We start from the raw sequence: 23,128 nt of genomic DNA on the forward strand, positions 1-23,128 counted from the left end.
TACCACACTCGCCCAGCCGAAAGAGCCCATGAAAGACCAGGACGCACCGCACATCACGCCCTACACCAGGCCGTCCGCCGGCTGGGACGCCTTGAAGCACGTGGCCATCAGCCTGCGCCAGGAGCGCGTCGCGCCCGGCAACCTGAAGGCGCTGCTGGCGCAAAACCAGCCGGACGGCTTCGATTGCCCCGGCTGCGCCTGGCCCGACCGCGACCACGCTTCCACGTTTGCCTTTTGCGAAAACGGCGCCAAGGCCGTCGCCGCCGAAGCGACCAGCCGCCGCGCCGGCCCGGAACTGTTCGCCAGCCATACCGTCACGCAGTTGCTGGCACAGTCGGACTACGCGCTAGAACAGCATGGCCGCCTGACGGAGCCGATGGTGTACGACGCCGCCAGCGACCGCTACGTGCCGATCTCCTGGGGTGACGCCTGCGCCCTTGTGGGCCGCCACCTGCGCGCCCTGCCCGACCCGAACCAGGCCGCGTTCTATACGTCGGGCCGCGCCAGCAACGAGGCGGCCTTCCTGTACCAGCTGATGGCGCGCCTGTACGGCACCAACAACTTCCCCGACTGCTCCAACATGTGCCACGAGGCGACCAGCCGCGGCTTGCCGGCCACCGTGGGCATCGGCAAGGGCACGGTGACCCTGGCCGACTTCGAGCTGGCCGACACCATCCTCATCTTCGGCCAGAATCCCGCCACCAACCACCCGCGCATGCTGGGCGAATTGCGCGACTGCGCGCGCCGCGGCGGCAGCATCGTTTCCATCAATCCCCTGCGCGAGCGGGGCTTGCAGCGCTTCATGGACCCGCAAAGCGCGCTGGAAATGGCAACCCTGGGCAGCACGCGCCTGGCCGGCCTGTTCGTCCAGCCGACCCTGGGCGGCGACTTCGCCCTGATCAAGGCCGTCGCCAAGCGCGTCGTCGAACATGACGATGCGGCGCTGGCGGCAGGCAGGCCTGCCGTCGTCGACCATGCCTTCATCGCTGAACATTGCAGCGGCTTCGACGCCTTCCGCGACGACTTGCGCCTGGAAAGCTGGGACCTGCTGCTGCGGGAGTCGGGCGTGGCGCGCGCGCAGATCGAGGCATTGACGGACATCTTCGTCAAGGGCCAGCGCATCATCGCCACCTGGGGCATGGGCTTGACGCAGCACAAGCACAGCGTGGCGGCCATCCGCATGCTGTCGAACCTGATGATGTTGCGCGGCCAGATCGGCAAGCCGGGCGCCGGCCTGTGCCCCGTGCGCGGCCACTCGAACGTGCAGGGCGACCGCACGGTGGGCATCGAGGAAAAGCCGACCAAGGCCTTCCTCGACCGCCTGGGCCAGGTGTATGGATTCGAGCCGCCGCGCGCGCATGGCCACGACGTGGTGGCCACCATCGCAGCCATGCAGCGCGGCGAGGTAAAAGTGTTCATCGCGCTGGGCGGCAATTTCGCCGCCGCCACGCCGGACACGCCGCTGACCTTTGCCGCGCTGCGCCAGTGCGCGCTGACGGTGCAGGTGGCCACCAAGCTCAATCGCAGCCATCTCGTCATCGGCAAGGAATCCTTGCTGCTGCCCACCCTGGGGCGCACGGAAATCGACTTGCAGCACGGCGTGGCGCAGGGCGTGACGGTGGAAGACTCGATGAGCATGGTGCATATCTCGTACGGCCGCAATGCGCCCGCTTCGCCGCAACTGCGCTCGGAAGTGGCCATCGTGGCCGGCATGGCCGAAGCGACGCTGGGCAGCGCCCTGGTGGACTGGCGCGCCTATGCGGCCGACTATGCGCGCATCCGCGACGACATCGAAAAGGTGTTCGACGATTTTTATGACTACAACGCCAGGGTGGCGCAGCCGGGCGGCTTTCACCTGACGGTGGCGTCGCGCGAGCGCGTGTGGAAGACGGCCAGCGGCAAGGCCAGCTTCCTCGTCGCCCCGCTGGACCTCGATACGCCGCTGCACCGCGCGAAACAGCGTCATGGCGAGCGCCTGATGGTCCTGATGAGCACCCGCTCGCACGACCAGTACAACACCACCATCTACGGCATGGATGACCGCTACCGCGGCGTGTACGGCACGCGCAAGGTGGTCTTCGCCAACGAGGAAGATATCGCCATGCTGGGCTTTGCCGATGGCGAGCTGGTGGATCTGATCGGCGCCTGGGACGATGGCGTGGCGCGCCGCGCCGACGGCTTCCGTCTCGTCGCCTACGACATCCCGCGCGGCTGCCTGGGCGCGTATTATCCGGAGACGAATGCGCTGGTGCCGCTGGCCAGCACGGCGGACGGCGCCGGCACGCCCACGTCGAAGTCCGTGCCAGTTTTGCTGGAGCGCAGCGGAAGCTACAAGGTGATGCCGGGCGTGTAATCGACGTACGCATCCTGGCGGCAGAAACCCACCAGCTTCATGCCCGCCTGCGTGGCGATGGAAATGGCCAGCGAGCTGGGGGCGGAAATCGTCGCCAGCAGCGGAATCTGCATGCGCGCCGCCTTGCGCGCCAGCTCGTAGCTGCCGCGGCTGGACAGGAAGACGAAGCCGCGCCGCATGTCCGCCCCGCTCAGTGCCAAATGGCCGATCAGTTTATCCAGGCCATTGTGGCGGCCGACATCCTCGAAGACGTGCACGATATCGCCGTCGGGCGTGCACCACGCAGCCGCATGCACGCCGCCCGTTTCGCGCATCAACGCCTGGTGCGCGCGCAAGCCGGCGGAGGCACGCGCCAGGGCGGCCGGCAGGTCGACAAGGATCAGGGCCGGCGGCAGCGCCTGCGGCTGCAAGTCCAGCATCTCGATGCTGTCGATGCCGCACACGCCGCAGCCCGTGCGGCCCGTCAGCTGGCGGCGCCGGTCCTTCAGGCGCACGAAATCCTCCTGGGCGATGCTCAAAGCCACTTCGGCGGAGTCGGGACGCAGGAACACTTCGCAATCGAAGATGGCGCCGGCGGAAGCGACCACGCCTTCCGTCAGCGCGAAGCCATAGGCAAACGCTTCCAGGTCGCGCGGGGTGGCCATCATGACGACGTGGGAAATGCCATTGAAGACCAGCGCGACGGGGACTTCCTCGGCGACGCGGTCGATGGCTGGGGTAGAGACGCCCGCCTGGTGGCGGACGATGGCGCGCTCGACGAAGCCGGCGCGTTCGATATCTGTATCTTCTGACATGGCAACCATGGGGGAACTATCACAGGCCCCATGGTAAACCAGAATGGACAGGCAGGGGCGGCCCCTGCCCGCGCCATCAATCCTTCTTCGGGCGGCCCGTTTTCAGCTGCGGCAGGCCAGCCAGCACGTTTTGCAGGGTCGCCAGGTCGATCTGGCTGATCAGCGCCACGCCGATGCGCAGCAATTCACTTTTCTTGATCTCGAAACCGGCCTTCAAGCAGGCTTTCTTGACCTGGCCCAGGACTTCGTATTCCGCTTCCGGCATGGTGAAGCTGTCGCGCACCAGTTTCGGCTTGCGGGCTTTTTCCTTGACGGCGGCGACCTTGGCGACCGGCGCTTTTTTCGCTGGCGCAGGCTTGGCGGCCGCCTTGGCTACCGGTTTGGCGGCGGCTTTCGTGGCCGGCTTGACGACGGTCTTCACCGCAGGCTTGGCGACAGCTTTCACGGCTGGCTTGGCTGCCGGCTTGACGGCGGCTTTGACGACGGCTTTGGCTGCAGGCTTGGCAACGGCGGCCTTCGCTACCGGCTTGGCGGCTGGCGCCTTCGCCGCGGCTGGCTTGGCCGCCGCTGGTTTGGCTGCCACTGGCTTGGCGACTGCCGGCTTGACGGCGGCTTTTGCCACAGGCTTGGCGGCTGGTTTCGCAGCTGGTTTAGCGGCGGGCTTGGCAGCCGGGGCGGCCTTGGCCGCTGCCGCATTGATCGAAGCGCTGGTAGGGAACATCGATACGGGCGCGCTGTCGGCTTTTTTCGCTGGGACGGTTTTAGTCATGGATTTTCCAATCTAGTAATTAATATAAACAATATATACTGTTTTTTGAAATCTTGCTTGCTGCACATCAAGTCATGTGCACGACATGACCTCCTAGGCGCTGGCGCGGATGGTGAAATCGACCCCGACCTCATCCCAGAATTCCTGCTCCTTCTCGATCCAGAACGATACGGTGGGGTGGTGCGCCACCCAGCCGCGCTTGATATCGAGTTCGATGCGGCTCTTCATGCGCAGGCGCAGTTCGCTGAAATCGGCTTCGATACGTGCATGCATGAGCAGGATCGACAGGCGCAGCGCCAGCACGGCCTTGGCAAAATCGGGGTCGGACAGCACTTCGCCGATCTTGCGCAAGTTGCCCTTCTGCGCCAGGATCAGCCGGCTCATGGTCTTCTGTTCGCGCGTGGTAAAACCGGGCAAATCCGCGTTCTCCACGATATACGATGCATGCTTGTGGTAGCCCGTCTGCGACACGGCCAGGCCCACCTCGTGCAGCAGGCTGCTCCAGCGCAGGGATTTCACCAGGGCGTCGGACGTGGGCTTGAGCTGCGCATACATGGCCAGCGCCTGCTCGGCCACCCTGCCGGCGCGCTGCTGGTCGATATGGAATTTCTCCATGCAGCCCTGCACCGACTGTTCGCGGCGGTCGCGCTTGGTCGAGCGCAGGTACAAATCCCACATCACGCCCATGCGCAGACCCGCCTCGATCGGCGTCATGACTGGAATGGCCAGTTCGCGGAACAGGCCGATCAAGATGGCCAGGCCGCCGACGATGGTGCTGGCGCGGTCGGGGCGCAAGCCGGGCATGTCGATGCGGCTGGTGTGACCGAGTTCAATGAAACGGCGCGCCAGCGCATCGAGGCTGGCGCTCGTGAGCAAGCCGTCGCCCAGCTTGTTGCGGGCGATGATGTCGGCGATGGTGCGGATGGTGCCGGAAGAGCCGTAGGCCGTCTTCCAGTGCTGCGGGCGGTACGGCGGCGCGGCATCCTCGAAATGGCTGCGTGCCGACAGGATGGCCGCCTCGAACGACGGCGCGTCGATGCGCCCGCCGATGAAGAACGACAGGCTTTGCTTGACGGTGCCCAGGCTGAAGGACTCGACGCGCTCGATATCGTTGCCGCGTCCCAGTATCAGTTCGGTCGAGCCGCCGCCGATATCCATCACCAGCCGGCGTTCGCCGGGAATGGCCAGCGCATTGGCCACGCCCATGTAGATCAAGCGTCCCTCTTCCTCGCCCGAGATGATCTCGATCGGATGGCCGATGGCTTGCTCGGCCAGCGGCAGGAAGACGGCGCCGTTGCGCGCCACGCGCATGGCCGACGTGGCCACCACGCGCACGGCATCGAGCTCGAAGCCGGCGAGAATGGCGCGAAAGCGCTGCAGGCAGGCCAGCGCGCCCTGCATGGCCGCCTCGGTCAGGTCGCCATTGGCATCCAGGCCGGCAGCCAGGCGTATCGGGTCGCGCACGCTCTTGACCACGCGGATCGTGTCGCCATCATGCTTGCCGACGTGTAAACGAAAACTGTTGGACCCCAGGTCCACCGCTGCATACATACTGGCCTCTTGTCTTGTCATTACTGTGCCAACTGAAAAAGTTGGCAAAATCAGTTACTAAACTATATAAATCATTTAAACGATTTAAAAATCCTACCACACTACCCTCATCGTATGACAGCGGCGTGACAGGATTGTGACAAAACGGCGGCCAGCCGTGGCGCTTACGGCACGATGGTGGTAAATAAATAAACGGCGAAAATCACCAGGTGCACCGTACCCTGCATGACCGTGGTGCGGCCCGTGCCCAGCGACAGGGTAGCCACCATCAGCGACAGCAGCAGCAGCACCGTCGACTTGATATCGAGACCCAGGGTAATCGTCAGGCCCGTGGCCAGCGACACCACCACCACTGCCGGAATAGTCAGGCCGATGCTGGCCAGCGCGGAGCCGAGCGCCAGGTTCAAGCTCGTTTGCAGGCGATTCGCGCGCGCGGCGCGCACGGCGGCCAGGCCTTCTGGCAGCAGCACGATGGCGGCGATGACGATGCCGACCAGGGTTTTCGGCGCACCCATGGCGGCAATCGCCGTCTCCAGCGCGGGTGCCAGCGACTTGGCCAGCAACACCACGGCGCCCAGGCACACCAGCAGCGCGCCGGCGCTGACCCAGGCGACGGTGGGCGTGGGCGGCGCCGCATGCACCTCTTCATCGCCGACGGCTTCCTTGGGCAGGAAGTAATCGCGGTGGCGCACCGTCTGCACCAGCACGAAGGTGCCGTACAGGACCAGGGAAATGACGGCGATGAAGATCAGCTGGCTGGAATTGTAGAAGGGGCCGGCGGCGCTCGATGTGTAGTTCGGCAGCACCAGGGTCAGAACGGCGATGGCCGCCAGGGTGGCCAGCGAAGCGCTCACGCCCAGCAGGCCGAAGCTCTGCTCGCGGTGGCGCCCGGCGCCCAGCAACAGGCAGATGCCGACGATGCCGTTCAGGATGATCATGATGGCGGCAAACACGGTATCGCGCGCCAGCCCCGTCGTTTCCGGTCCGCCGGCCAGCATCAGCGAGACGATCAGCGCCACCTCGATCAGGGTCACGGCCAGCGCCAACACCAGGGTGCCATACGGTTCGCCGATGCGGTGCGCCACCACTTCCGCGTGGTACACGGCGGCCAGCACGCTGCCGATCAGGCCAGCCACCAGCAGGATCTGGTAGGCGCCGCCGACATTGAAGGTGGAACCGAACAGGAACAGCCAGCCGGCAACGGGGGCGGCAAGCGGCCATACAGGCAGGGATTTGAGCATTTTCATTATGGGCCTGGCAAGAGTAAGAAAGAGGAACTGCGGTGCGGACGGCACAGGGCAGCCTGGCGTGCGCTCGATAGCATAACTTGCTTAGCTTAAATGAAAGTTAGGGAATGCACACGTTCGGGCAGCGGCGCCCCGCGCCTTGCTCACCGTTCGAGCGCCTTGCTGTGATGCACCTGCTTGCTACCAGTAACTATAGTCCCTTTGGTAACATGCCGTTGCAATTTTCTTGTGTTTTTGCTTCCGGCTGGCATCATAATGCCAGGTCCGCCCTCGCGGCACCGACCAAGGACAGACCATGATTTCCGTAAACAGCGCCGCCATGCGTGCGTTCATCCTCGCGGGCAGCTTGCTGAGCGCCGCCGCACACGCGGACACACCGCCAGCGCAGGTCGACGCGAACTGGGCCACCGCGCCCGCGCCGACCGCAGAGCCAAGGTGGCAAGACAGCCTGCCGCCCGCGCCGCCCGTGGAACCACGCGAAGAAAAGATCCTGCCCAAGAGCGAATGGCTGACCGTCGAACCGATGAAGGCGCCTGACCATCGCTGCGATCCCGGCCTCGATGCCTTGTTCCTGCCCAAGGAATGCGGCAAGGAACCCAGCTGGCTCGGCTCGCGCAAGAAGTAAGCGGGCTTACACGTCCAGCGTACTGGCGCCTGGCGCCTCGACGACGCGATTGCGGCCCGCCTGCTTGGCCGCCTGCAGCGCCTCGTCGGCCCGCTTGAACAGGCTGACGGTGCTGTCTTCGGCACGGATGGTGGTCACGCCCAGGCTGGCCGTCAGTTGCAGCACGGCGCGCTCCGTCTTGACGGGCAATACTTCGACGGCGGCGCGGATGCGCTCGGCCACCATCAGCGCATCGGCCAGGGTCGTGCGCGGCAGCTGGATGGCGAATTCGGCGCCGCCCAGGCGGCCCATCAGGTCGCTGTCGCGCAATTGCTGGCGGCAGGTGTCGACGATGGTTTTCAGCACCGCGTCACCCACCGGGTGGCCGTAGCTGTCGTTGACTCTCTTAAAGTGGTCGATATTGAGCACCACCAGCGCCGTCGGCAAGCCAGGCCGGCGCGCCAGCGCCATCCACGGCGCCAGCGCCTGGTAAAAGCCGCGCCGGTTCGGCACGCCCGTGGCCGCGTCGAGCACTTCCAGGCGCGCCAGTTCGCCGCCCAGCTTTTCACGCGACAGCAGCAGATAGCCGAAAGCGTTCGTCAGCATCATCAGGTACAGGGCGCCGAAGCCGGCCAGCTGCATCAATTCCGCATCGAAACCGGGCACGGCGGCGGCCAGCACGCCGCGCGCGGCGATCAGCAGCGACAAAATACCCATGCTGACGACGAGGAAGCGGCGCAGCATGCTTGCCTCGCGCCATTTCAGGCACAAGGCCGCCACGCCGGCGAGGAAAAAGCCGGCCACGATCAGCGAACCGCCGGCGCTGCGCAGCAGCGGCGCCACGTCGAACAGATAGCAGGCGGCGAACAGCGCCACCGACAGCCCCAGCGCCGGCAGCACGGTGCGGCGCCAGCCGCTGCGCCCGGCCGCCTGCCACAGCGCGCCCGCATCGAGCGCCATGCCGGCAAACAGCAGGCTGTTGCCCAGCAAGATGGAGAGAAAATCGGGCAGCACGCCGCGGAAATACAGCAAGCACCAGGCCACGGCCTGGCATTGCTTGGCTACCGCCCAGGTGGACATGCTGAGCGACTTCTTGCGCTCATACTCGAAGAAGAACAGGGCCGCGCACAGGCTCAGGTTGCCGAGCGCCAGGGCCAGTACCAGGGTCTTGATATCCATGGGTTACGCCGTCGCCGCGCAGGCGCGGCAGGCCAGGTCAGATTTCGTGTTCGACATTGGTGCTGCCGTCGCCGATCTTGCTGGCCCACGCCTGCACGAAATACTGTTTTTCCACCTCGCTGGGCGCCTCGTGCCAGAAGACGATGAGAGTGCCCTTGTGGTCGTGGATTTGCGCCACTTTTTCAATGAAGCCGACGTTGGCGGCCTGGTCGGCCAGCGCCGCCGCGTAGCCGTACACGCGCGTCAAGCGCTCGATGCGGTCGGGCTCCGTAAAACTGTTCGTCGCCGTAATGATGGGGTGATCCAAAAACATGCTTGTCTCCATGGTGCCCGACTGCGCGGCCGTGCCGCCGCGCGCCGATATACGCATGCTCGGCGCGGATTAATCGGGTATGCTCACGGGAGCTTATCAGATTTCTCTGAATGCAACAAAGCATCTCCCCCAGTCCACTCAGCGAAGTCGTCCCATGCCGGAAAACAGAAGCACCACCCCGCTTGCCCCGCAGGTGCAAACCTGTGGCGACCGGCGCCGCCTGGAATTCCAGCCCGGCATGATCCAGAGCGAAATGCTGCTGTCGCGCCCCGACCATCTGCTGCTGCGCTATGCGCGCGCCATGATGTGCTTTACCCTGTTCGTGCCCCGTCCCCGCCACATCCTGATGGTGGGGCTGGGCGGCGGTTCGCTGCTGAAATTCTGCCACCGCCACCTGCCCGATACCCGCATCACGGTGCTGGAACTGCGCGCCGACGTGATCGCCCTGCGCGAGCAATTCATGCTGCCGCCCGACGACGCGCGCCTGCGCATCATCGAGACGGACGCCGTCAGCTATATCCGCCAGCATCCGGGCTGCGCCGACGTGCTGCTGCTCGATGGCTATGACGAAACGGGCTTGCCGCCGGCCCTCGGCAGCGCGCGCTTCTATGCGGACTGCCTGCGCGCCCTGCTGCCCGGCGGCGTGCTGGTGGCCAACCTGTTCAGTTATGACGAGCACTACCCCGCCATGCTGGCGCGCCTGATGCTCACCTTCCGCGGCGCCGTGTGCCACTTCGACGGCATCGCCGGCAATAACCGCATCATCTTCGCCGCCAGGCCCGGGCAAGGCGCCGACGGCCGCGCCGTGCGCGTGGTGCACCTGGTACGCTGGCGCCGGGTATGCGGCCTGGCTTTCCTGAACCGCTGGCTGCCGGCATGGCAGTTGTGGCGCCTGCGCCGCCGGTCAGGCGCGGGCAGCGACTGAAAGTCGTCTTCCCCGGTCATAGATATTGTTGCTTATTGGCAGTAATTTGGTGCAAAATCCGCATGATGGATGTGGTTTATGACAAACTACCGCCTGCGTGGGGCCGGCAGGCGCCGCCGAACCCAAGTGTCCATGAAGTGAGATAGGAAAAACCATGCTGCGTGGCCGCCTGCCATTGTCGATTTCCGCCGCGGCCGCGCTGACCTTTGCCTGCGGCGTCAGCGTGACGGCCGTGCTGTTTGCCGCCATCAGCCAGCTCGAATACGACAAGATGGGCCTGAGCCTGCAGCAGCGCGCCGGCGCCAGGGTGGCCGCCATCGAGCAGGGGCTCGACGACGCGGTCGAGGTGCTGACGACAACAAACCAGCTGTTTGCCGCCGTCGTGCCCGTCACCCGGGAACAGTTCCACGACTTCACCACACCGCTGCTGCAACGCCATCCGTTCATCCAGGCCTTCAATTTCCACCGCATCGTGCCGCATGCGCAGCGCGCCGCCTTCGAGACGGAACTGCGGCGCATCGTGCCCGACTACGCCATGACGGAAATGCGCGACGGCGTCGTCGTGCCGGCGACGACGCGCGCCAGCTACCTCGTGGTCGACTACCTCGAACCCCTGCAGGGCAACCGCCCCGCCTTCGGCCTGAACGTCAGCCCGAGCGGCGTGCTGGCGCGCGCGCTGGAACAGGCGATCGTCAGCGGCCAGACCACCGCCACCGGCCTGCTGGCCCTGGCGCAAGGGCCGCAACGGGGCTTCGTCATCGTGCGCCCCGTGTACCGCCACGGCGTGCCCCTGCAAACGATACAGCAGCGGCGCGCGGCGCTGATCGGCGATACGGCGGTCATCGTGCGCGCCGGGGAACTGGTGCAGAAAATCCTCGCCGGCGCCGACCTGCTGGGCGACTCGCAGCTTGAACTCAGCGTCTACGCGGACGCCGGCGCCGACCCGCGCCAATTGATCTTCCGGCATGGCCAGGCGCCCGCCGACGAACCGGGCGGCGCCTGGGAATCGCTGCCCCGCTGGCTGCACTTTGCCTACCACAGCCATTACGACCGGGCCTTCGTTTCCGCCGGCCGGCCCTGGCATGTGCGCGTGGTGGCCCATCCGCGCCCCTTCCTGGCCGACCATCTGGGCTCCCTGTTCACCCTGATCACGGGTTTGCTGTTCAGCGTACTGACGGCCGCCTTCGTGCAATCGCTGACGCAGCGCTCGCGCCGCGTGCAATTGCTGGTGGAGCAGCGCACGGCCGACCTGAAACGCAGCAATGAGCTGCTCAGCGCCGACGTGCGGGCGCGCCAGCGCACGGAGCGCGCCTTGCAGGAAAGCGAAAAGCGCTTCCGCCGCCTGCTGGCCCTGTCCTCGGACTGGTACTGGGAACAGGACGCCAACTTCTGCTTCACCCACATCACCAGCGGTTTCACGGACAAGTCGAACATGCCGCTGGAACGCTTCATCGGCATGACGCGGTGGGACAACAACCCGGAAATGCGCAATTCGCGCTGGGGCAAGCAGCACATCGCCAACCTGGAAGCCCACCTGCCCTTTTCCAACCTCGAATATGCGATGCATGACCGCGATGGCCAGCTGCGCTGGTTCAGCATCAATGGCGAGCCGCTGTTCAACGAGCTGGGCGACTTTCGCGGCTACCGGGGCACGGGGTCCGAAATCACGGAACGCAAGCTGGCCGAGCAGCAAATCCAGCACATCGCCCACCACGACGTACTGACGGGCTTGCCCAACCGCGCCCTGCTGCGCGACCGCCTGGCGCAAGCGATGGCCCTGTCGCGCCGCAAGAACCGCGCATTATGGGTGCTGTTGATCGACCTGGACCGGTTCAAGTTCGTCAATGACAGCCTCGGTCACAAGGCGGGCGACCTGCTGCTGAAGACCATCGCCACGCGCTTGCAGTCCAGCCTGCGCGAAAGCGACACGGTGGCGCGCCTGTCGGGCGATGAATTCGTCGCCATCCTGTGCGAGCAGGCCGACGAAGTGCTCAGCGGCGCCATCGTGCAGCGCGTGATGGATGCCGTGGCGCAGCCTGTATTGCTGGACGGCAAGGAATTTTTCGTCACCTGCAGCATCGGCGTGGCCGTCTACGACATGTCGCGCTACGACGCGCCCGGCGACGTGACCCTGAATGGCGAGACGCAGAACCTGATCGAGCAGGCCGACATCGCCATGTACTGCGCCAAGAAACAGGGCCGCAACAACATCAAGTTCTACACGACGGCCATGAACCAGGCCACCCTGGAGCGCCTGCGCATCGAGACGGCGCTGCGCAACGCCCTGGAACGCGAGCAGTTCGTGCTGCATTACCAGCCGCAGGTGGACCTTGCCAGCGGGCGCATCGTCGGCGTGGAAGCGCTGCTGCGCTGGCAGCATCCGGACCTGGGCATGGTGGCGCCGCAGCGCTTCATCGCGCTGGCCGAGGATACGGGCCTGATCGTGCCGATCGGCGCCTGGGTCATGCGCGAAGCGTGCGCGCAGGTGAAACGCTGGCATGCGGCGGGACTGGACACCTTGCGCCTGGCCGTGAACCTGTCGGCGCGCCAGTTCAACGAGCCGAACCTGGTCGCGTCGATCGCCGACGTATTGCTGGAAACGGGCTTGCCGCCCGCCTGCCTGGAACTGGAACTGACGGAGAGCCTGTTCATGCACGACGTGGCGCTGGCCGTCAGCCAGCTGCACGATATGAAGGCGCTCGGGGTGCAGCTGTCGATCGACGACTTCGGCACCGGCTATTCCAGCTTCGCCTACCTGCGCACCTTCCCCATTGACGTGCTGAAGATCGACCGCAGTTTCGTCGGCGACGTGGCGCGCGACGCGGACGACGCGGCCATCGTCGTCTCCATCATCGCCCTGGCGCACAATTTGAAGCTGCGCGTGGTGGCCGAAGGCGTGGAAACGGCGGAGCAGCTCGATTACCTGCGCCGCCATGGCTGCGACGAGGCGCAGGGCTATTATTTCAGCCGGCCGCTGCCCGCCCATGAAGTGGAACAGCTGCTGCGCAGCGACATCAGCGTGGTCGCCTGAATCAGGCCCTTCAGCATCATGCGTCCGGCTTATCGGCAGCCCTGCAGCAGTGAACAATGGAAACTATTTCAGCAATGTATGCATCTCACTCATGCAAAATGACAGGCATGCAGCAGTTGTGGCCCGCCAGCGACGCTACTGCATGAAACTGAGCGAGAAACTGAACGGCACCACCATCGCGCAGGGTTGGCCCGCGCATCGGCCTGGCGTATATTTGGTGAGCATGAAGACAGACGCTGCCAGCCTGGTAGCCTCGCTGTCGGGACTTTCCAGCATGGCGACGCTCTGTGGCACGCCATTTTCGTTGATACTGACATTGGCACGCAAAACACCAGTAATGCCCCCATACGAAATCAGATGGCGCATGGCGCGAAACACGGACAGCTGGCCCTTTTCCGGATAGGGCGGCACATCATCATCCTGCAACACGGGGTAATGGCGCTTGATGAGCATTTGCTGCTCCCCCGTCAACTCGGCATACGATTTTTCCGGCGGTACGACATGACCGCTGCTGACAACCGGCGGAATATTCGAGCCGATGTATCCGTCTTTCTGCTTGATGTCATACAGCCTCGGTGTCGCAAGCTCCCCAGGCTGTTGCATCAGCTGAAAGCTGCCATGGAAGCGTCCCTTCAGCACTTGTCCGTTCGGGTATAATATTTCGCCGTCCCCCATAGGATGCCCTTCGTGCCAAGCGCCCCGGTAGATGCCGCCCAACGCAAATGTCATGCTGCCGCTGCCTTCCGGACCATTCTGCCAGCCCCCCTCATAGCGGTTGCCATTTCGCGCTGTCACCGTCACGGGACCGGCTGGCGTATCGCGCTCGAATGTGGCGGTCATCTTTGCCTTGTCCGCAAATACGATCAGGCCAGGGCCTTCCAGCATGCCACTCTGATAGTTGCCTTTATGCAAGCTACCATCCGCCCACTGCGCGATGCCTTCGCCCTCCGGCCTCCCCTCGCTCAACACACCTTCATAGCGTTCCGTCGCCTTGCCGTCCTTGCTCCACTGCAATGCACCAGGTCCGCTGGCATAGCCTTCCTTGCAGGCACCACTCCAGTACGCCACGTGCCCGGCAACCCGCGCATGCTCTGCAACGCGGCAATCCGCCTTGCCAGCGTAAGTGATCTCGGCTGCACCGGAACTAGACGCACACAGCAAGACAATCAGGAAAAGAGGTTTTTTCATGCTTTTTTTGCAATGTATTAAGTTTCAACATGCTAACATGTCTGATCTGATAAGAAATACGTACATTCTCACGTGACCACTGCAGCTGTTGCTGCGGGAATGCCAGATACCGCTGATGCTGCGCTGGGCAGCCATCACGGGCTATCGGGCAGGCACCCTTGTCCCGAGTTCGAGCTCGTCCCAGTCGTCGTCCAGGCCGGATTGCGCCAGCAGGGAAGCCACATCCGTGGCATGCGCCGGATCAATGTCCTGCTCCGGATGCGGCCACACGAAATCGCATTCCGTACAGACGATCACTTGCTGGCCCGTCTTGCGGACCGTGGCGTGCACCAGGTCGCCATATTCGTCGCAGGTGGGGCATTGCATGCCATGTGCGCTCATGTCCGGGCCTTACAGTTTCTGTTGCAGGAATTCGAGGAAGCAGCTGATGCGCTGCGCCAGTTGCGTGTTGCGGTAGTAGACGGCGTGGATCTGCTGGCGGTAGCCCGTGTAAAACAGCTGCAGCACCCGCACCAGCCGGCCGGCCGCGATGTCGTCCTTCGTCATGAAGTCGGACAGGCAGACGATGCCCTGGTCGTGCAACGCCAGCTGGCGCAGGGTTTCGCCGCTGGACGCGGCCAGCGCCGGCACGATCTGCAGGCTGTTGCCCGCTTCGTGGCGCAGCGGCCAGTTATTCCCCAGTTCATATTGCGCAAAACCCAGCAGCGCATGGCCGGACAGCGCTTCCGGCGTGGCGGGTTCGCCGTGACGCGCCAGGTAGGCGGGCGTAGCCAGCACGTGCAGCGGGCTGGCACTGAGCGGGCGCGCATGCAGGGTCGAATCGACCAGGGCGCCGATGCGGATGGCGATATCGGTGCGGTGCTCGAGCAGGTCGGCGATCTGGTCGTTGCTGGTCAGCTCCAGGCGGATGTCCGGGTACATGGCGCGAAACTCGGCCACGTGGGGCACCACGCAATGGAGCATGAAGGGCGAGGCGGCATCGACGGACAGCCGCCCGGCCGGCTTCTGGCGGCGGATGCGGATCGACTCTTCCACGTCTTCCATCGACGCGAGGATGGCGCGCGCCTTGTCCAGGAACAGCTGTCCCTCTTCCGTCAACTCCATGCGGCGCGTGGTACGCGTCAGCAGCGACGTGGCCAGCTTGTCTTCCAGGCGCGACAGGGCGCGGCTGACGCCCGAAGTGGTTTGTCCCAGGTGCACGGCGGCCGCGCTCAAAGTGCCGCTGTCGATGACGGTGACGAAGATTTTCAGGTCGTCCGAATTGATATCCATTGTTGCCTTATTATTGCCGCATTGTTGCGCTATTTTCACATATCGCGCCATTATAATGGAATCATGGCAACAGTGATGGCAAGGGATAACGTCAGGCAACGTAGAACAAAATGGCGATAAAATGACAGCTACTGCCGGCCAGCACGAACAAGTGCCAGATGCCGTGGCCATGGCGCAGCTTGTGGTCGGTGGCATAGAAAGCGATGCCGCCCGTGTAGCACAGCCCGCCTGCCACCAGCCACAGGAAGCCGTTCCACTCGAGCGCCGCCAGCAGCGGCTTGATGCCGATGACGATCAGCCAGCCCATGGCCACGTAAATCACCAGCGATAGGATGCGCGCGCCTTTCGCGTACACGTATTCCTGCACGATGCCCAACAAGGCCAGGCCCCAGACGACGCCGAACAGCGACCAGCCCCACGGCCCGCGCAGGGTCACCAGCATGAAGGGCGTGTAGGTGCCCGCGATGAGCAGGTAGATGGCGCAGTGGTCGAGCCGCTGCAGCACGGCCTTGGCCTTGCCGCGCACGCTGTGGTACAGGGTGGAAGTGAGGTAGAGCGTGAGCAGCATGGCCGCATACACGCTGCAGCTGACGATTTTCCAGGGGTCGCCCGTGCGGGCCGCCGCGACGATCAGGATGACGCCGCCGATGGCCGCCAGCGCGGCGCCCACCGTATGGGAAATGCTGTTGAACCGTTCACCGTGGTACATGCTTGACCGCCCGCCGCGTTAAAAACAGGCTCATCGTACACGCTTGGGGAGATCGGGGTGCGCGGTTTGCGCAAGGCAGGGGCCGGAAAAGCGGGGGCGCATGCGCTTGCCGCCCCGCTTGTTGCCGCTCAGGCTATCAGGCAGCTTCCGCCTTCTTGCGCGCAGGACGGCGCGCCGGCGTCTTGCGCGGCGCCTTGGCCGGCTTGTCTTCCGCCACGGCAGCCACTTCCACCGGCGCCGCTTCAACGACAGGCGCAGCTTCCACCACAGCTTCTGCCGCCTTCTTGGCCGGTTTCTTCGCCGCAGCCGCCTTGCGGGCCGGCGTACGCGGCTTGGCCTTTGGCTTGGCTTCGGCGGCGGCTTCCACCGGCACTTCGGCTACCGGCTCAGGCGCAGGCACGGCTTCCACCACCGGCGCCACCTCGACGGCGACGACTTCGGCGCGCGCTTCGCGGGCGCCATCGCCATTCTTGCGGCCACCGCGGCCATTGCGGCGCGAACCGCGCTTGGCGTTGCCCTCTTCTGCAACCACCTCGGCCACCGCTTCGGCGGCGGCTTCGGCCACTTCATGCTGCACTTCCGGCTGCGGGGCAGGCGCATACTGCTCGACGATGACGGCTTCGGCGTCAGCCACCGGCACGAAGGCCTGTGGCGCGGACTCGCCGCGGCGTTGCTCGTTCTGCTTGCGGCCGCCACGGCCATTGCGGCGCGAATCGCGGCGGCTGCCGCCTTCGCGGTGATTGCCCTCTTCCGCCGCCACGCCGGTCTCGCCGCCGGCCTCGTTGGCTGTATCCGCGTTCACGGCAGCCGGCACGGCCACCAGGCCGCTGCTGCGGTAGACATAGGCGCCCGATTTTTCATCGCGGCCAAATTCCAGCAAGCCGCGCGTCTGCGCTTCTTCCAGCAGGTTGCCGAAGGTGCGGAAACCGTAATAGGACTCGCTGAAGTCCGGCTTGCGGCGCTTGATCGCTTCCTTCAGCATCGAGGCCCAGATCTTGCCGCTGTCGCCGCGCTCGGACACCAGCGCGTCGAAAGTCTCGACAGCCATTTCGATCGCTTCCGTCTTGCGCGACTCGTATTTTTCCTTGCGGCGCACTTCCTCGTCCGGCGAGCGCTTGGCGGCAGGCGTATCGCGCGCGTCGCGCTTGGCGGCCGTGCGGCGGCTTTCGCGCACCAGGTCATCGTAGAAAATGAATTCGTCGCAGTTGGCCACTAGTAGGTCGGAGGTCGACTGCTTGACGCCCACGCCGATCACCTGCTTGGCGTTTTCGCGCAGTTTCGACACGAGCGGCGAAAAATCGGAATCGCCGCTGATGATGACGAAGGTGTTGACGTGGGCCTTGGTGTAGCACAGGTCCAGCGCATCGACCACCAGGCGGATGTCGGCCGAATTCTTGCCCGACTGGCGCACGTGGGGAATTTCGATCAGTTCGAAGTTCGCTTCATGCATGGTGCCCTTAAAACTTTTATAACGGTCCCAGTCGCAATATGCCTTCTTGACAACGATACTGCCCTTGAGCAGCAAGCGTTCCAGGATGGGCTTGATATCGAATTTTTCGTAATTTGCATCTCGCACGCCGAGCGCGACGTTCTCGAAGTCGCAAAACACGGCCATGCTGAGGTTTTCTGGGGATGACGCCATAAGGGTGAATTCTCGCTGATGATAAGGGCGGACGGGAAGCGCAACGCCTCCCTTTTCGCCTAGTATATTCGCCCATCCCCCGTTTCGGCGACAACTATCGTGCGCGGCGGCCTATTGCGCGCCGCCGGCGGCGCTTGCGCTGGCGCCGGCGAGCGGCCAAACAACGCTTTCATCGACCGAATACAGCTGGCACGGCAGGCTGCTGCGCCGCTGGCACGAGGCCAGCGCGCGCACATCGGGGCTTTCACCCTCCTCGGCCCAGCCCCAGGCACCGCTGGCCGACAGGGCAAAGGCGCGCGGCGCGGTTTTCTCCAGGAAGACGCGGTAGGCGGCGCGCCCCTGCTCTTCCAGGTAGGGCACGGCGGCGATATCATCCTGCGGCGCGAAATGCGTGGCGGGCGGCGACGGCGCATCGGCCACGCGGTAGACCTGTCGCACCGGCATGCCGATTTTCTGCAGGAAGCGCTCGGTGGCGGGCAGCCACACGGCCACGCCGTCGCGGCTGCCCAGGGTCAGGTGCGCGTCGCGCTTGAACGGGCCATAGGCGAGCAATTGCGCCCGGCCGCCGGAACCGGTAAAGGAATTGAACAGCCGCCGCGCCAGCGCCGGCGAAAAATACGAGTCATTCGCGCCATACAGCCACAGGCTGGGGATGTGGTTGTAGGCGCCCAGGGTGGCGAAGGACTTGGCCAGCGCCCCTTGCCAGTCGCAGCCGGGCATGTCGACGCGCAGGCCGCCGGAAAAATTGAGCACGCCCCGCACGCCGGGCAGCACCCGGGTGGCCAGCGCCAGCGCCGCCATGCCGCCGTACGACTGGCCCGCGACGACGATGCGTTCCGGGTCGACCCAGCTCTGGCGTCGCGCATACGCGAGCGCGGCCAGCACGTCGCGCACCTGGCCCTGGGCGTTGCCCAGCATGTCGCAGCCGAAATCCCGGTAGGCGCCCGTGGAGCGCGCAAACCCGGCGCGCATGGGCAGCATCACCGCATAGCCGCGGCGCACGAATTCAGCGGCCATATAGATGAAGCGCTCGCGCGCCTGCAGTTTCGCCGGCCCGGCCTGCTTGCCGTGATTCATCAGCAACAGGGGAAACGGGCCGGGGCCGGCGGGGCGGAACACGGTTGTTTCCAGCACGTCGCGCAAGCCGTCGCCGGCCGGCACCATGATGATTTGCTCGTTCAGGCGCGCATCGAGCGGCAGTGAGGCAGAAGCAGGCTGGGCTTGCAGGGTCAGGCAAGACCAGCTGAGCAGCAAAGCCAGGCAAAGGCGGCGTACGAGGGGGGAAATGGCAGGCTCCATGCGAGATTTCCCAGCCAGTCTAGGCAGTGAAAGGGCGCAGGACAATATTAAAACATTATGGATGGGTAACTTTTTTTGCGGTCATCGACGACGCGGAAAAATGTTGCCTTGCACCAACCACATAGCGCCCGCATGGGAGTAAACTAGAGGCATTCTGAAGGAGCCGCCATGTCCATATCCGCCCTCACCACCGGTACCTCGGGGCTGACCGCCAACCAGCGCGCGCTGGATGTGGCCGCCAATAACATCGCCAATGCGAATACGCCGGGCTTCCAGCCGCAACAAGCCGAGTTCCAGGAGTCCAGCCCGGCCGGCACGGGCGTCACCCTCTCCGTAGAAGGACGCAAGCTGGCCGCCGGCGAAAGCGTCAGCGGCGCCAGTGCGAATGCGGCCAAGGCGGCCGAAAGCCGGCCGAACGGCGTGGGCCTGGCGTCAGAACTGACGGATAACCTCGTCTACAAGGCCGGTTTTAATTTATCGGCGAATGTCGTCAAGGCGGCCGACCAGGCCTTGGGCAGCCTGATCGACGTCAAGACCTGATGCAGCAAACATCCACGGCGACTATCGGCAAGATAGTCTAATTTTTCATTTCCAGCGCCAAGGGCGCCATCGCCGGCGTGATCAGCGCCAGCAGCCGTTCGGCGGGAATGCCGTCGCGCGCCTGCACCGACAAGCCATGCAGCAGCGCCGCATAATAGTCGCCCAGCGCCTGCACGTCCGCCTCCTCTTTCAATTCTCCCGCTAGCTGCGCCGCGCGCAGGCGCTCGATCACGGCCTGCGTGCGCGCGCGGCGGTGCTGCGCCAGCCAGTCGGCGATGCCCGCGTTGTCCGCGCTCGTATTCGTGGCGGCCGTGACCACCATGCAGCCTTGCGGCTGGCCGCTGCGCGTATATAGCAGCACGGCTTCTTCCAGCATGCGCGCCACGGCGTCGCGCACGTTCAGGCTGGCCGCCAGCGCATGCACGGCAAACGCGCCCTCGCCCGTTTCATACAGTTCCACGGCTTCGCGGAACAATTGCTCCTTCGAGCCGAACGCCGCATAGATGCGCGCCGAAGCGATGCCCAGCGCCGCCACTAGGTCGGCCATCGATACGCCTTCGTAGCCGCGCGTCCAGAACGCATCGCGCGCTTTTGCCAGCGCCAGCGCGCGGTCAAATTCCCTCGGTCTTCCTGCCATTTTCATCCTCTGCTTGCAAACTGGCGGCCAGTATAACGCCTGCACGCCATACCGATTCCGCATTTATTTTGCATCACGGCCTTGACCGCGCTGCAAATTTCGCCTATTCTTTGTCGATCGACAAACAATAGGAGCCGATATGAAAACCATCCAAGGACCAAGCCTGCACCTGGCACAATTCGCCGCCGATACGGCGCCCTTCAACACCCTGCCCGCCATCGCCGAGTGGGCGGCCGGCATGGGCTTCAAGGCCCTGCAGATTCCCGCCTGGGATGCACGCCTGTTCGACGTGGCGCAAGCGGCCCACAGCCAGCAATACTGCGATGACCTCGTCGCCATGCTGGCCAGCCATGGCCTGGTCATCAGCGAACTGACGACACACATCCTCGGCCAGCTGGTCGCCGTGCACCCGGCCTACGACGCGCTGTGCGACAGCTTTGCGCCGGCACACCTGCACAGCCAGCCGGCGGCGCGCACCGAGTGGGCCATCGAGCAAGTGAAACTGGCGGCCATGGCCTCGAAACGCCTGGGTCTGACCGACATGGGCACGTTTTCCGGCTCGTTCGCCTGGCCCTACCTGTTCCCGTTCCCGCAGCGCCCGCCCGGCCTGATCGAGGCGGCCTTCGACGAACTGGCGCGCCGCTGGCTGCCCATCCTCGACGTGTGCGAAGAACAGGGCATCAACCTGTGCTACGAGATCCACCCGAGCGAAGACCTGCATGACGGCATCAGCTTCGAGATGTTCTACGAGCGCGTGGGCCGTCACCCGCGCTGCAAGATGCTGTTCGATCCGAGCCACTTCGTGCTGCAGCAATTGAACTACCTGGAATTCATCGACATCTACAAGGACCATATCCGCATGTTCCATGTGAAGGATGCGGAATTCAATCCGACGGGACGACAAGGCATCTACGGCGGCTACCAGTCGTGGGAAAACCGCGCCGGACGTTTCCGCTCGCTGGGCGACGGCCAGGTCGATTTCAAGGCGATCTTCTCGAAGATGGCGCAAAACGACTACGCGGGCTGGGCCACGCTGGAATGGGAATGCTGCCTGAAGGACCAGGAAGTGGGTGCGCGTGAAGGCGTGGCCTTCATCAACGCCCACATCATTCCTGTGACCGACAAGATCTTCGACGACTTCGCCGGAGCCCCCGTCAGCGCGCAGCAGATCAATACCCTACTCGGCATCACGCACAACTAATCAACTAATTAACTGAATCAATACAAGGACTTGCCATGCATCAGAATGAAGACAGCTACACCCACGACTATGTGCGCATCGACGGCCAGCGCCTGCATTGCGTCATCGCCGGCGAAGGAAAACCGGTGCTGCTGATCCCCGGCTGGCCGCAAACCTGGTACGCCTGGCGCCATGTGATGGCGGCCCTGGCCGCCCAAGGCTACCAGGCGATCGCCATCGATCCGCCCGGCAGCGGCCACTCGGAACGTCCGGCCGGCGGCTACGACACGGGCGCCGTTGCCGCCACCCTGCACCGCGCCATGCTGGCCCTGGGCCATGCGCAGTACGATGTCGTCGGCCACGACATCGGCATGTGGGTCGGCTATGCGCTGGCCAGCGACTTCCCGCAGGCCGTGACGAAACTGGCGCTGACGGAAGCCGTCATTCCCGGCCTGGCGCCCGCGCCGCCGATTTTTGTCGCGCCGTCCGACAATATCTTCCTGTGGCACTTCATGTTCAACCAGGTGCTGGACTTGCCGGAGATGCTCACGGCCGGCAAGGAGCGCGAATACATCCGCTTCATCCTGGACCGCTGGTCATACCGCCGCGACAAGGTGGCCGTCGACGTGTATGCGGACGCCTATGCCACGCCGGGCGCCCTGCGCGCCGGCTTCGCCTACTACCGCGCCATTCCGGAAACCATCCGGCAAAACCTGGAGCGGGCGAAAAAGAGCCTGGCCATGCCCGTGCTGGCCATCGGCGCCGACCATGCGACGAATGACGCGCCATTGCTGACCATGCAGGGCAAGGCGGACATCTTGAAAGGCGCCATCGTCGCCGAATGCGGCCACTTCATCATGGAAGAACAGCCGGAAGCGTTCATCGCCCACCTGCTGCCGTTCCTGGCCGGAGAAGCCGCATGAGCCTCGATCCGCTGATCGCCGCCTGGCTGGAACAGACAAGGGATGCGCCGCCGCCCGCCTCGCTGGCGGACTTGCGGGCCGCCACGGAAACGGGGCTGCGCCAGCTGCACGGGCCGCTGGAAGACGTCGCCTCGATCAAGGACTACGTGCTGCCTGGCGAGCACGCGCTGACCGTGCGCGCCTACGTGCCCGCCGGCGCGGACACAAGCAAGCCCCTGCCGGCCATCGTCTTTGCGCATGGGGGCGGCTGGTGCCTGTGCTCGCTGGACCTGTACGACAATCCGTGCCGCGCACTGGCCAACGCCACCGGCTGCGTGATCTTTTCCGTCGACTACCGGCTGGCGCCCGAGCACAAGTTCCCCGTGCCGCTCGACGACTTTTACCGGGCAGTCTGCTGGGTGGCGGACCATGCCGAAGCGCTGGGCATCGATGCGAAGCGGCTGGCCGTGGGCGGCGACAGCGCGGGCGGCAACCTGGCGGCCGCCGCGGCCCTGATGGCGCGCGACCAGGCCGGTCCCGCGCTGGCGCACCAGTTGCTGCTGTACCCGGCGCTCGATTTCGCCTTCGACACGCCGTCCTACCAGCGCTATGCGGAAGGCCATTCGCTGACGCGGGAAGCCATGCGCTTTTGCTGGTCGGCCTATCTGAACAAGCCGGCTGAAGGCGCGCAGCCCTATGCGGCGCCTCTGCGGGCAACGTCGCTGAAGGACTTGCCGCCGGCGACCGTGCTGGTGTGCGAGTACGACCCGCTGCATGACGAAGGCGAGGCCTATGCGCGGTATTTGCGCGACGACGGCGTGGCGGCGCAATGCGTACAGCTCGACGGCATGATCCATGCGTCGATCCACATGCTGGGCTTGACGCCAGCGGCGCGCGGCCTGTTCGACGTGGCGGGCCAGGCCATGCGGCAAGCGCTGGCGGCATAAAAAAACGCGCCGGGGAAGGCTCCACGGCGCGTTTTTTCCATCAGCT

At 64.8% G+C, this 23,128-nt stretch carries 21 protein-coding genes; 8 read left to right on the forward strand and 13 right to left on the reverse strand.

What is annotated here, in order from left to right; genetic code table 11:
• Positions 1 to 28 precede the first annotated feature (28 nt).
• Positions 29 to 2,353 (forward strand): FdhF/YdeP family oxidoreductase, encoded by a 2,325-nt coding sequence (locus tag O0881_RS12780; RefSeq protein ID WP_289911570.1) that lies wholly within the window; start codon positions 29 to 31, stop codon positions 2,351 to 2,353.
• On the opposite strand, the gene fdhD is transcribed toward O0881_RS12780, so the two are convergent.
• The 4 genes from fdhD to O0881_RS12800 form a co-directional block, all read right to left on the reverse strand.
• Positions 2,329 to 3,156 (reverse strand): formate dehydrogenase accessory sulfurtransferase FdhD, encoded by an 828-nt coding sequence (gene fdhD, locus O0881_RS12785; protein ID WP_289911571.1) that lies wholly within the window; start codon positions 3,154 to 3,156, stop codon positions 2,329 to 2,331. The two genes, O0881_RS12780 and fdhD, sit on opposite strands and share 25 nt — an antisense overlap.
• 67 nt (positions 3,157 to 3,223) lie before the next feature.
• Entirely contained in the window at positions 3,224 to 3,916 is a 693-nt protein-coding gene (locus tag O0881_RS12790) for a hypothetical protein (RefSeq protein WP_354670214.1), read from the reverse strand.
• A 93-nt stretch (positions 3,917 to 4,009) separates the two neighbouring features.
• Positions 4,010 to 5,467, reverse strand: a complete 1,458-nt coding sequence (locus O0881_RS12795) for a Ppx/GppA phosphatase family protein (RefSeq protein WP_289912227.1) — start codon at positions 5,465 to 5,467, stop codon at positions 4,010 to 4,012.
• A gap of 164 nt (positions 5,468 to 5,631) precedes the next feature.
• The gene (locus O0881_RS12800; RefSeq protein ID WP_099664517.1) at positions 5,632 to 6,714 is read right to left on the reverse strand and encodes an ionic transporter y4hA; all 1,083 of its coding nucleotides are present in this window, start codon (positions 6,712 to 6,714) and stop codon (positions 5,632 to 5,634) included.
• Positions 6,715 to 7,009: 295 nt separating this feature from the next.
• On the opposite strand from O0881_RS12800, the gene O0881_RS12805 reads away from it, so the two are divergent.
• The gene (locus O0881_RS12805) at positions 7,010 to 7,339 is read left to right on the forward strand and encodes a hypothetical protein (RefSeq protein WP_289911573.1); all 330 of its coding nucleotides are present in this window, start codon (positions 7,010 to 7,012) and stop codon (positions 7,337 to 7,339) included.
• Between the two features lie 6 nt (positions 7,340 to 7,345).
• Here O0881_RS12805 and O0881_RS12810 read toward each other — a convergent pair whose 3' ends face one another.
• Positions 7,346 to 8,497, reverse strand: coding sequence for a GGDEF domain-containing protein (locus O0881_RS12810; protein ID WP_289911574.1), 1,152 nt, complete (start codon positions 8,495 to 8,497; stop codon positions 7,346 to 7,348).
• Between the two features lie 37 nt (positions 8,498 to 8,534).
• Entirely contained in the window at positions 8,535 to 8,810 is a 276-nt protein-coding gene (locus tag O0881_RS12815) for a hypothetical protein (RefSeq protein WP_034757372.1), read from the reverse strand.
• 154 nt (positions 8,811 to 8,964) lie between these two features.
• Between O0881_RS12815 and O0881_RS12820 the strand changes: the two genes are divergently transcribed.
• Both O0881_RS12820 and O0881_RS12825 read left to right on the forward strand, forming a co-directional pair.
• Positions 8,965 to 9,735, forward strand: coding sequence for a transferase spermidine synthase (locus tag O0881_RS12820; RefSeq protein WP_289911575.1), 771 nt, complete (start codon positions 8,965 to 8,967; stop codon positions 9,733 to 9,735).
• A gap of 154 nt (positions 9,736 to 9,889) precedes the next feature.
• Positions 9,890 to 12,766, forward strand: coding sequence for an EAL domain-containing protein (locus O0881_RS12825; protein WP_289911576.1), 2,877 nt, complete (start codon positions 9,890 to 9,892; stop codon positions 12,764 to 12,766).
• Positions 12,767 to 12,901: 135 nt separating this feature from the next.
• Here the strand turns inward: O0881_RS12825 and O0881_RS12830 are convergent, their stop codons facing one another.
• The 6 genes from O0881_RS12830 to O0881_RS12855 all read right to left on the reverse strand — a co-directional run bounded on the left by O0881_RS12830 (position 12,902) and on the right by O0881_RS12855 (position 18,876).
• The gene (locus O0881_RS12830; RefSeq protein WP_289911578.1) at positions 12,902 to 13,954 is read right to left on the reverse strand and encodes a hypothetical protein; all 1,053 of its coding nucleotides are present in this window, start codon (positions 13,952 to 13,954) and stop codon (positions 12,902 to 12,904) included.
• Between the two features lie 141 nt (positions 13,955 to 14,095).
• Entirely contained in the window at positions 14,096 to 14,335 is a 240-nt protein-coding gene (locus tag O0881_RS12835; RefSeq protein ID WP_289911580.1) for a hypothetical protein, read from the reverse strand.
• A gap of 9 nt (positions 14,336 to 14,344) precedes the next feature.
• Positions 14,345 to 15,226: a LysR family transcriptional regulator gene (locus tag O0881_RS12840; protein ID WP_289911582.1), complete on the reverse strand. Its 882-nt coding sequence runs from the start codon at positions 15,224 to 15,226 to the stop codon at positions 14,345 to 14,347.
• A gap of 91 nt (positions 15,227 to 15,317) precedes the next feature.
• Positions 15,318 to 15,935, reverse strand: a complete 618-nt coding sequence (locus O0881_RS12845) for a hemolysin III family protein (RefSeq protein ID WP_152282767.1) — start codon at positions 15,933 to 15,935, stop codon at positions 15,318 to 15,320.
• Between the two features lie 136 nt (positions 15,936 to 16,071).
• Positions 16,072 to 17,577 carry an NYN domain-containing protein gene (locus tag O0881_RS12850; RefSeq protein ID WP_289911583.1) on the reverse strand — a complete coding sequence of 502 codons (1,506 nt, stop codon included), beginning with the start codon at positions 17,575 to 17,577 and terminating at the stop codon, positions 16,072 to 16,074.
• A gap of 111 nt (positions 17,578 to 17,688) precedes the next feature.
• Positions 17,689 to 18,876 (reverse strand): CocE/NonD family hydrolase, encoded by a 1,188-nt coding sequence (locus O0881_RS12855; protein WP_289911584.1) that lies wholly within the window; start codon positions 18,874 to 18,876, stop codon positions 17,689 to 17,691.
• 168 nt (positions 18,877 to 19,044) lie between these two features.
• On the opposite strand from O0881_RS12855, the gene O0881_RS12860 reads away from it, so the two are divergent.
• Positions 19,045 to 19,416: a flagellar basal body protein gene (locus tag O0881_RS12860; RefSeq protein WP_289905510.1), complete on the forward strand. Its 372-nt coding sequence runs from the start codon at positions 19,045 to 19,047 to the stop codon at positions 19,414 to 19,416.
• Between the two features lie 37 nt (positions 19,417 to 19,453).
• On the opposite strand, the gene O0881_RS12865 is transcribed toward O0881_RS12860, so the two are convergent.
• Positions 19,454 to 20,053 carry a TetR/AcrR family transcriptional regulator gene (locus O0881_RS12865; RefSeq protein ID WP_289911585.1) on the reverse strand — a complete coding sequence of 200 codons (600 nt, stop codon included), beginning with the start codon at positions 20,051 to 20,053 and terminating at the stop codon, positions 19,454 to 19,456.
• 139 nt (positions 20,054 to 20,192) lie between these two features.
• On the opposite strand from O0881_RS12865, the gene O0881_RS12870 reads away from it, so the two are divergent.
• From O0881_RS12870 to O0881_RS12880, 3 genes are read left to right on the forward strand one after another with little or no spacing between them, the layout of a single operon-like run.
• Positions 20,193 to 21,254: a sugar phosphate isomerase/epimerase gene (locus O0881_RS12870; RefSeq protein WP_289911586.1), complete on the forward strand. Its 1,062-nt coding sequence runs from the start codon at positions 20,193 to 20,195 to the stop codon at positions 21,252 to 21,254.
• A 35-nt stretch (positions 21,255 to 21,289) separates the two neighbouring features.
• Positions 21,290 to 22,156: an alpha/beta hydrolase gene (locus O0881_RS12875; RefSeq protein WP_077402718.1), complete on the forward strand. Its 867-nt coding sequence runs from the start codon at positions 21,290 to 21,292 to the stop codon at positions 22,154 to 22,156.
• A complete protein-coding gene (locus O0881_RS12880) occupies positions 22,153 to 23,082 on the forward strand; it encodes an alpha/beta hydrolase (protein WP_289911587.1) in 930 nt (309 codons plus the stop codon). The genes O0881_RS12875 and O0881_RS12880 overlap by 4 nt, the downstream gene beginning before the upstream one ends.
• Positions 23,083 to 23,128: the final 46 nt, after the last annotated feature.

This window comes from Janthinobacterium sp. SUN100 (assembly GCF_030397705.1).
Taxonomy (GTDB): domain Bacteria; phylum Pseudomonadota; class Gammaproteobacteria; order Burkholderiales; family Burkholderiaceae_D; genus Janthinobacterium; species Janthinobacterium kumbetense.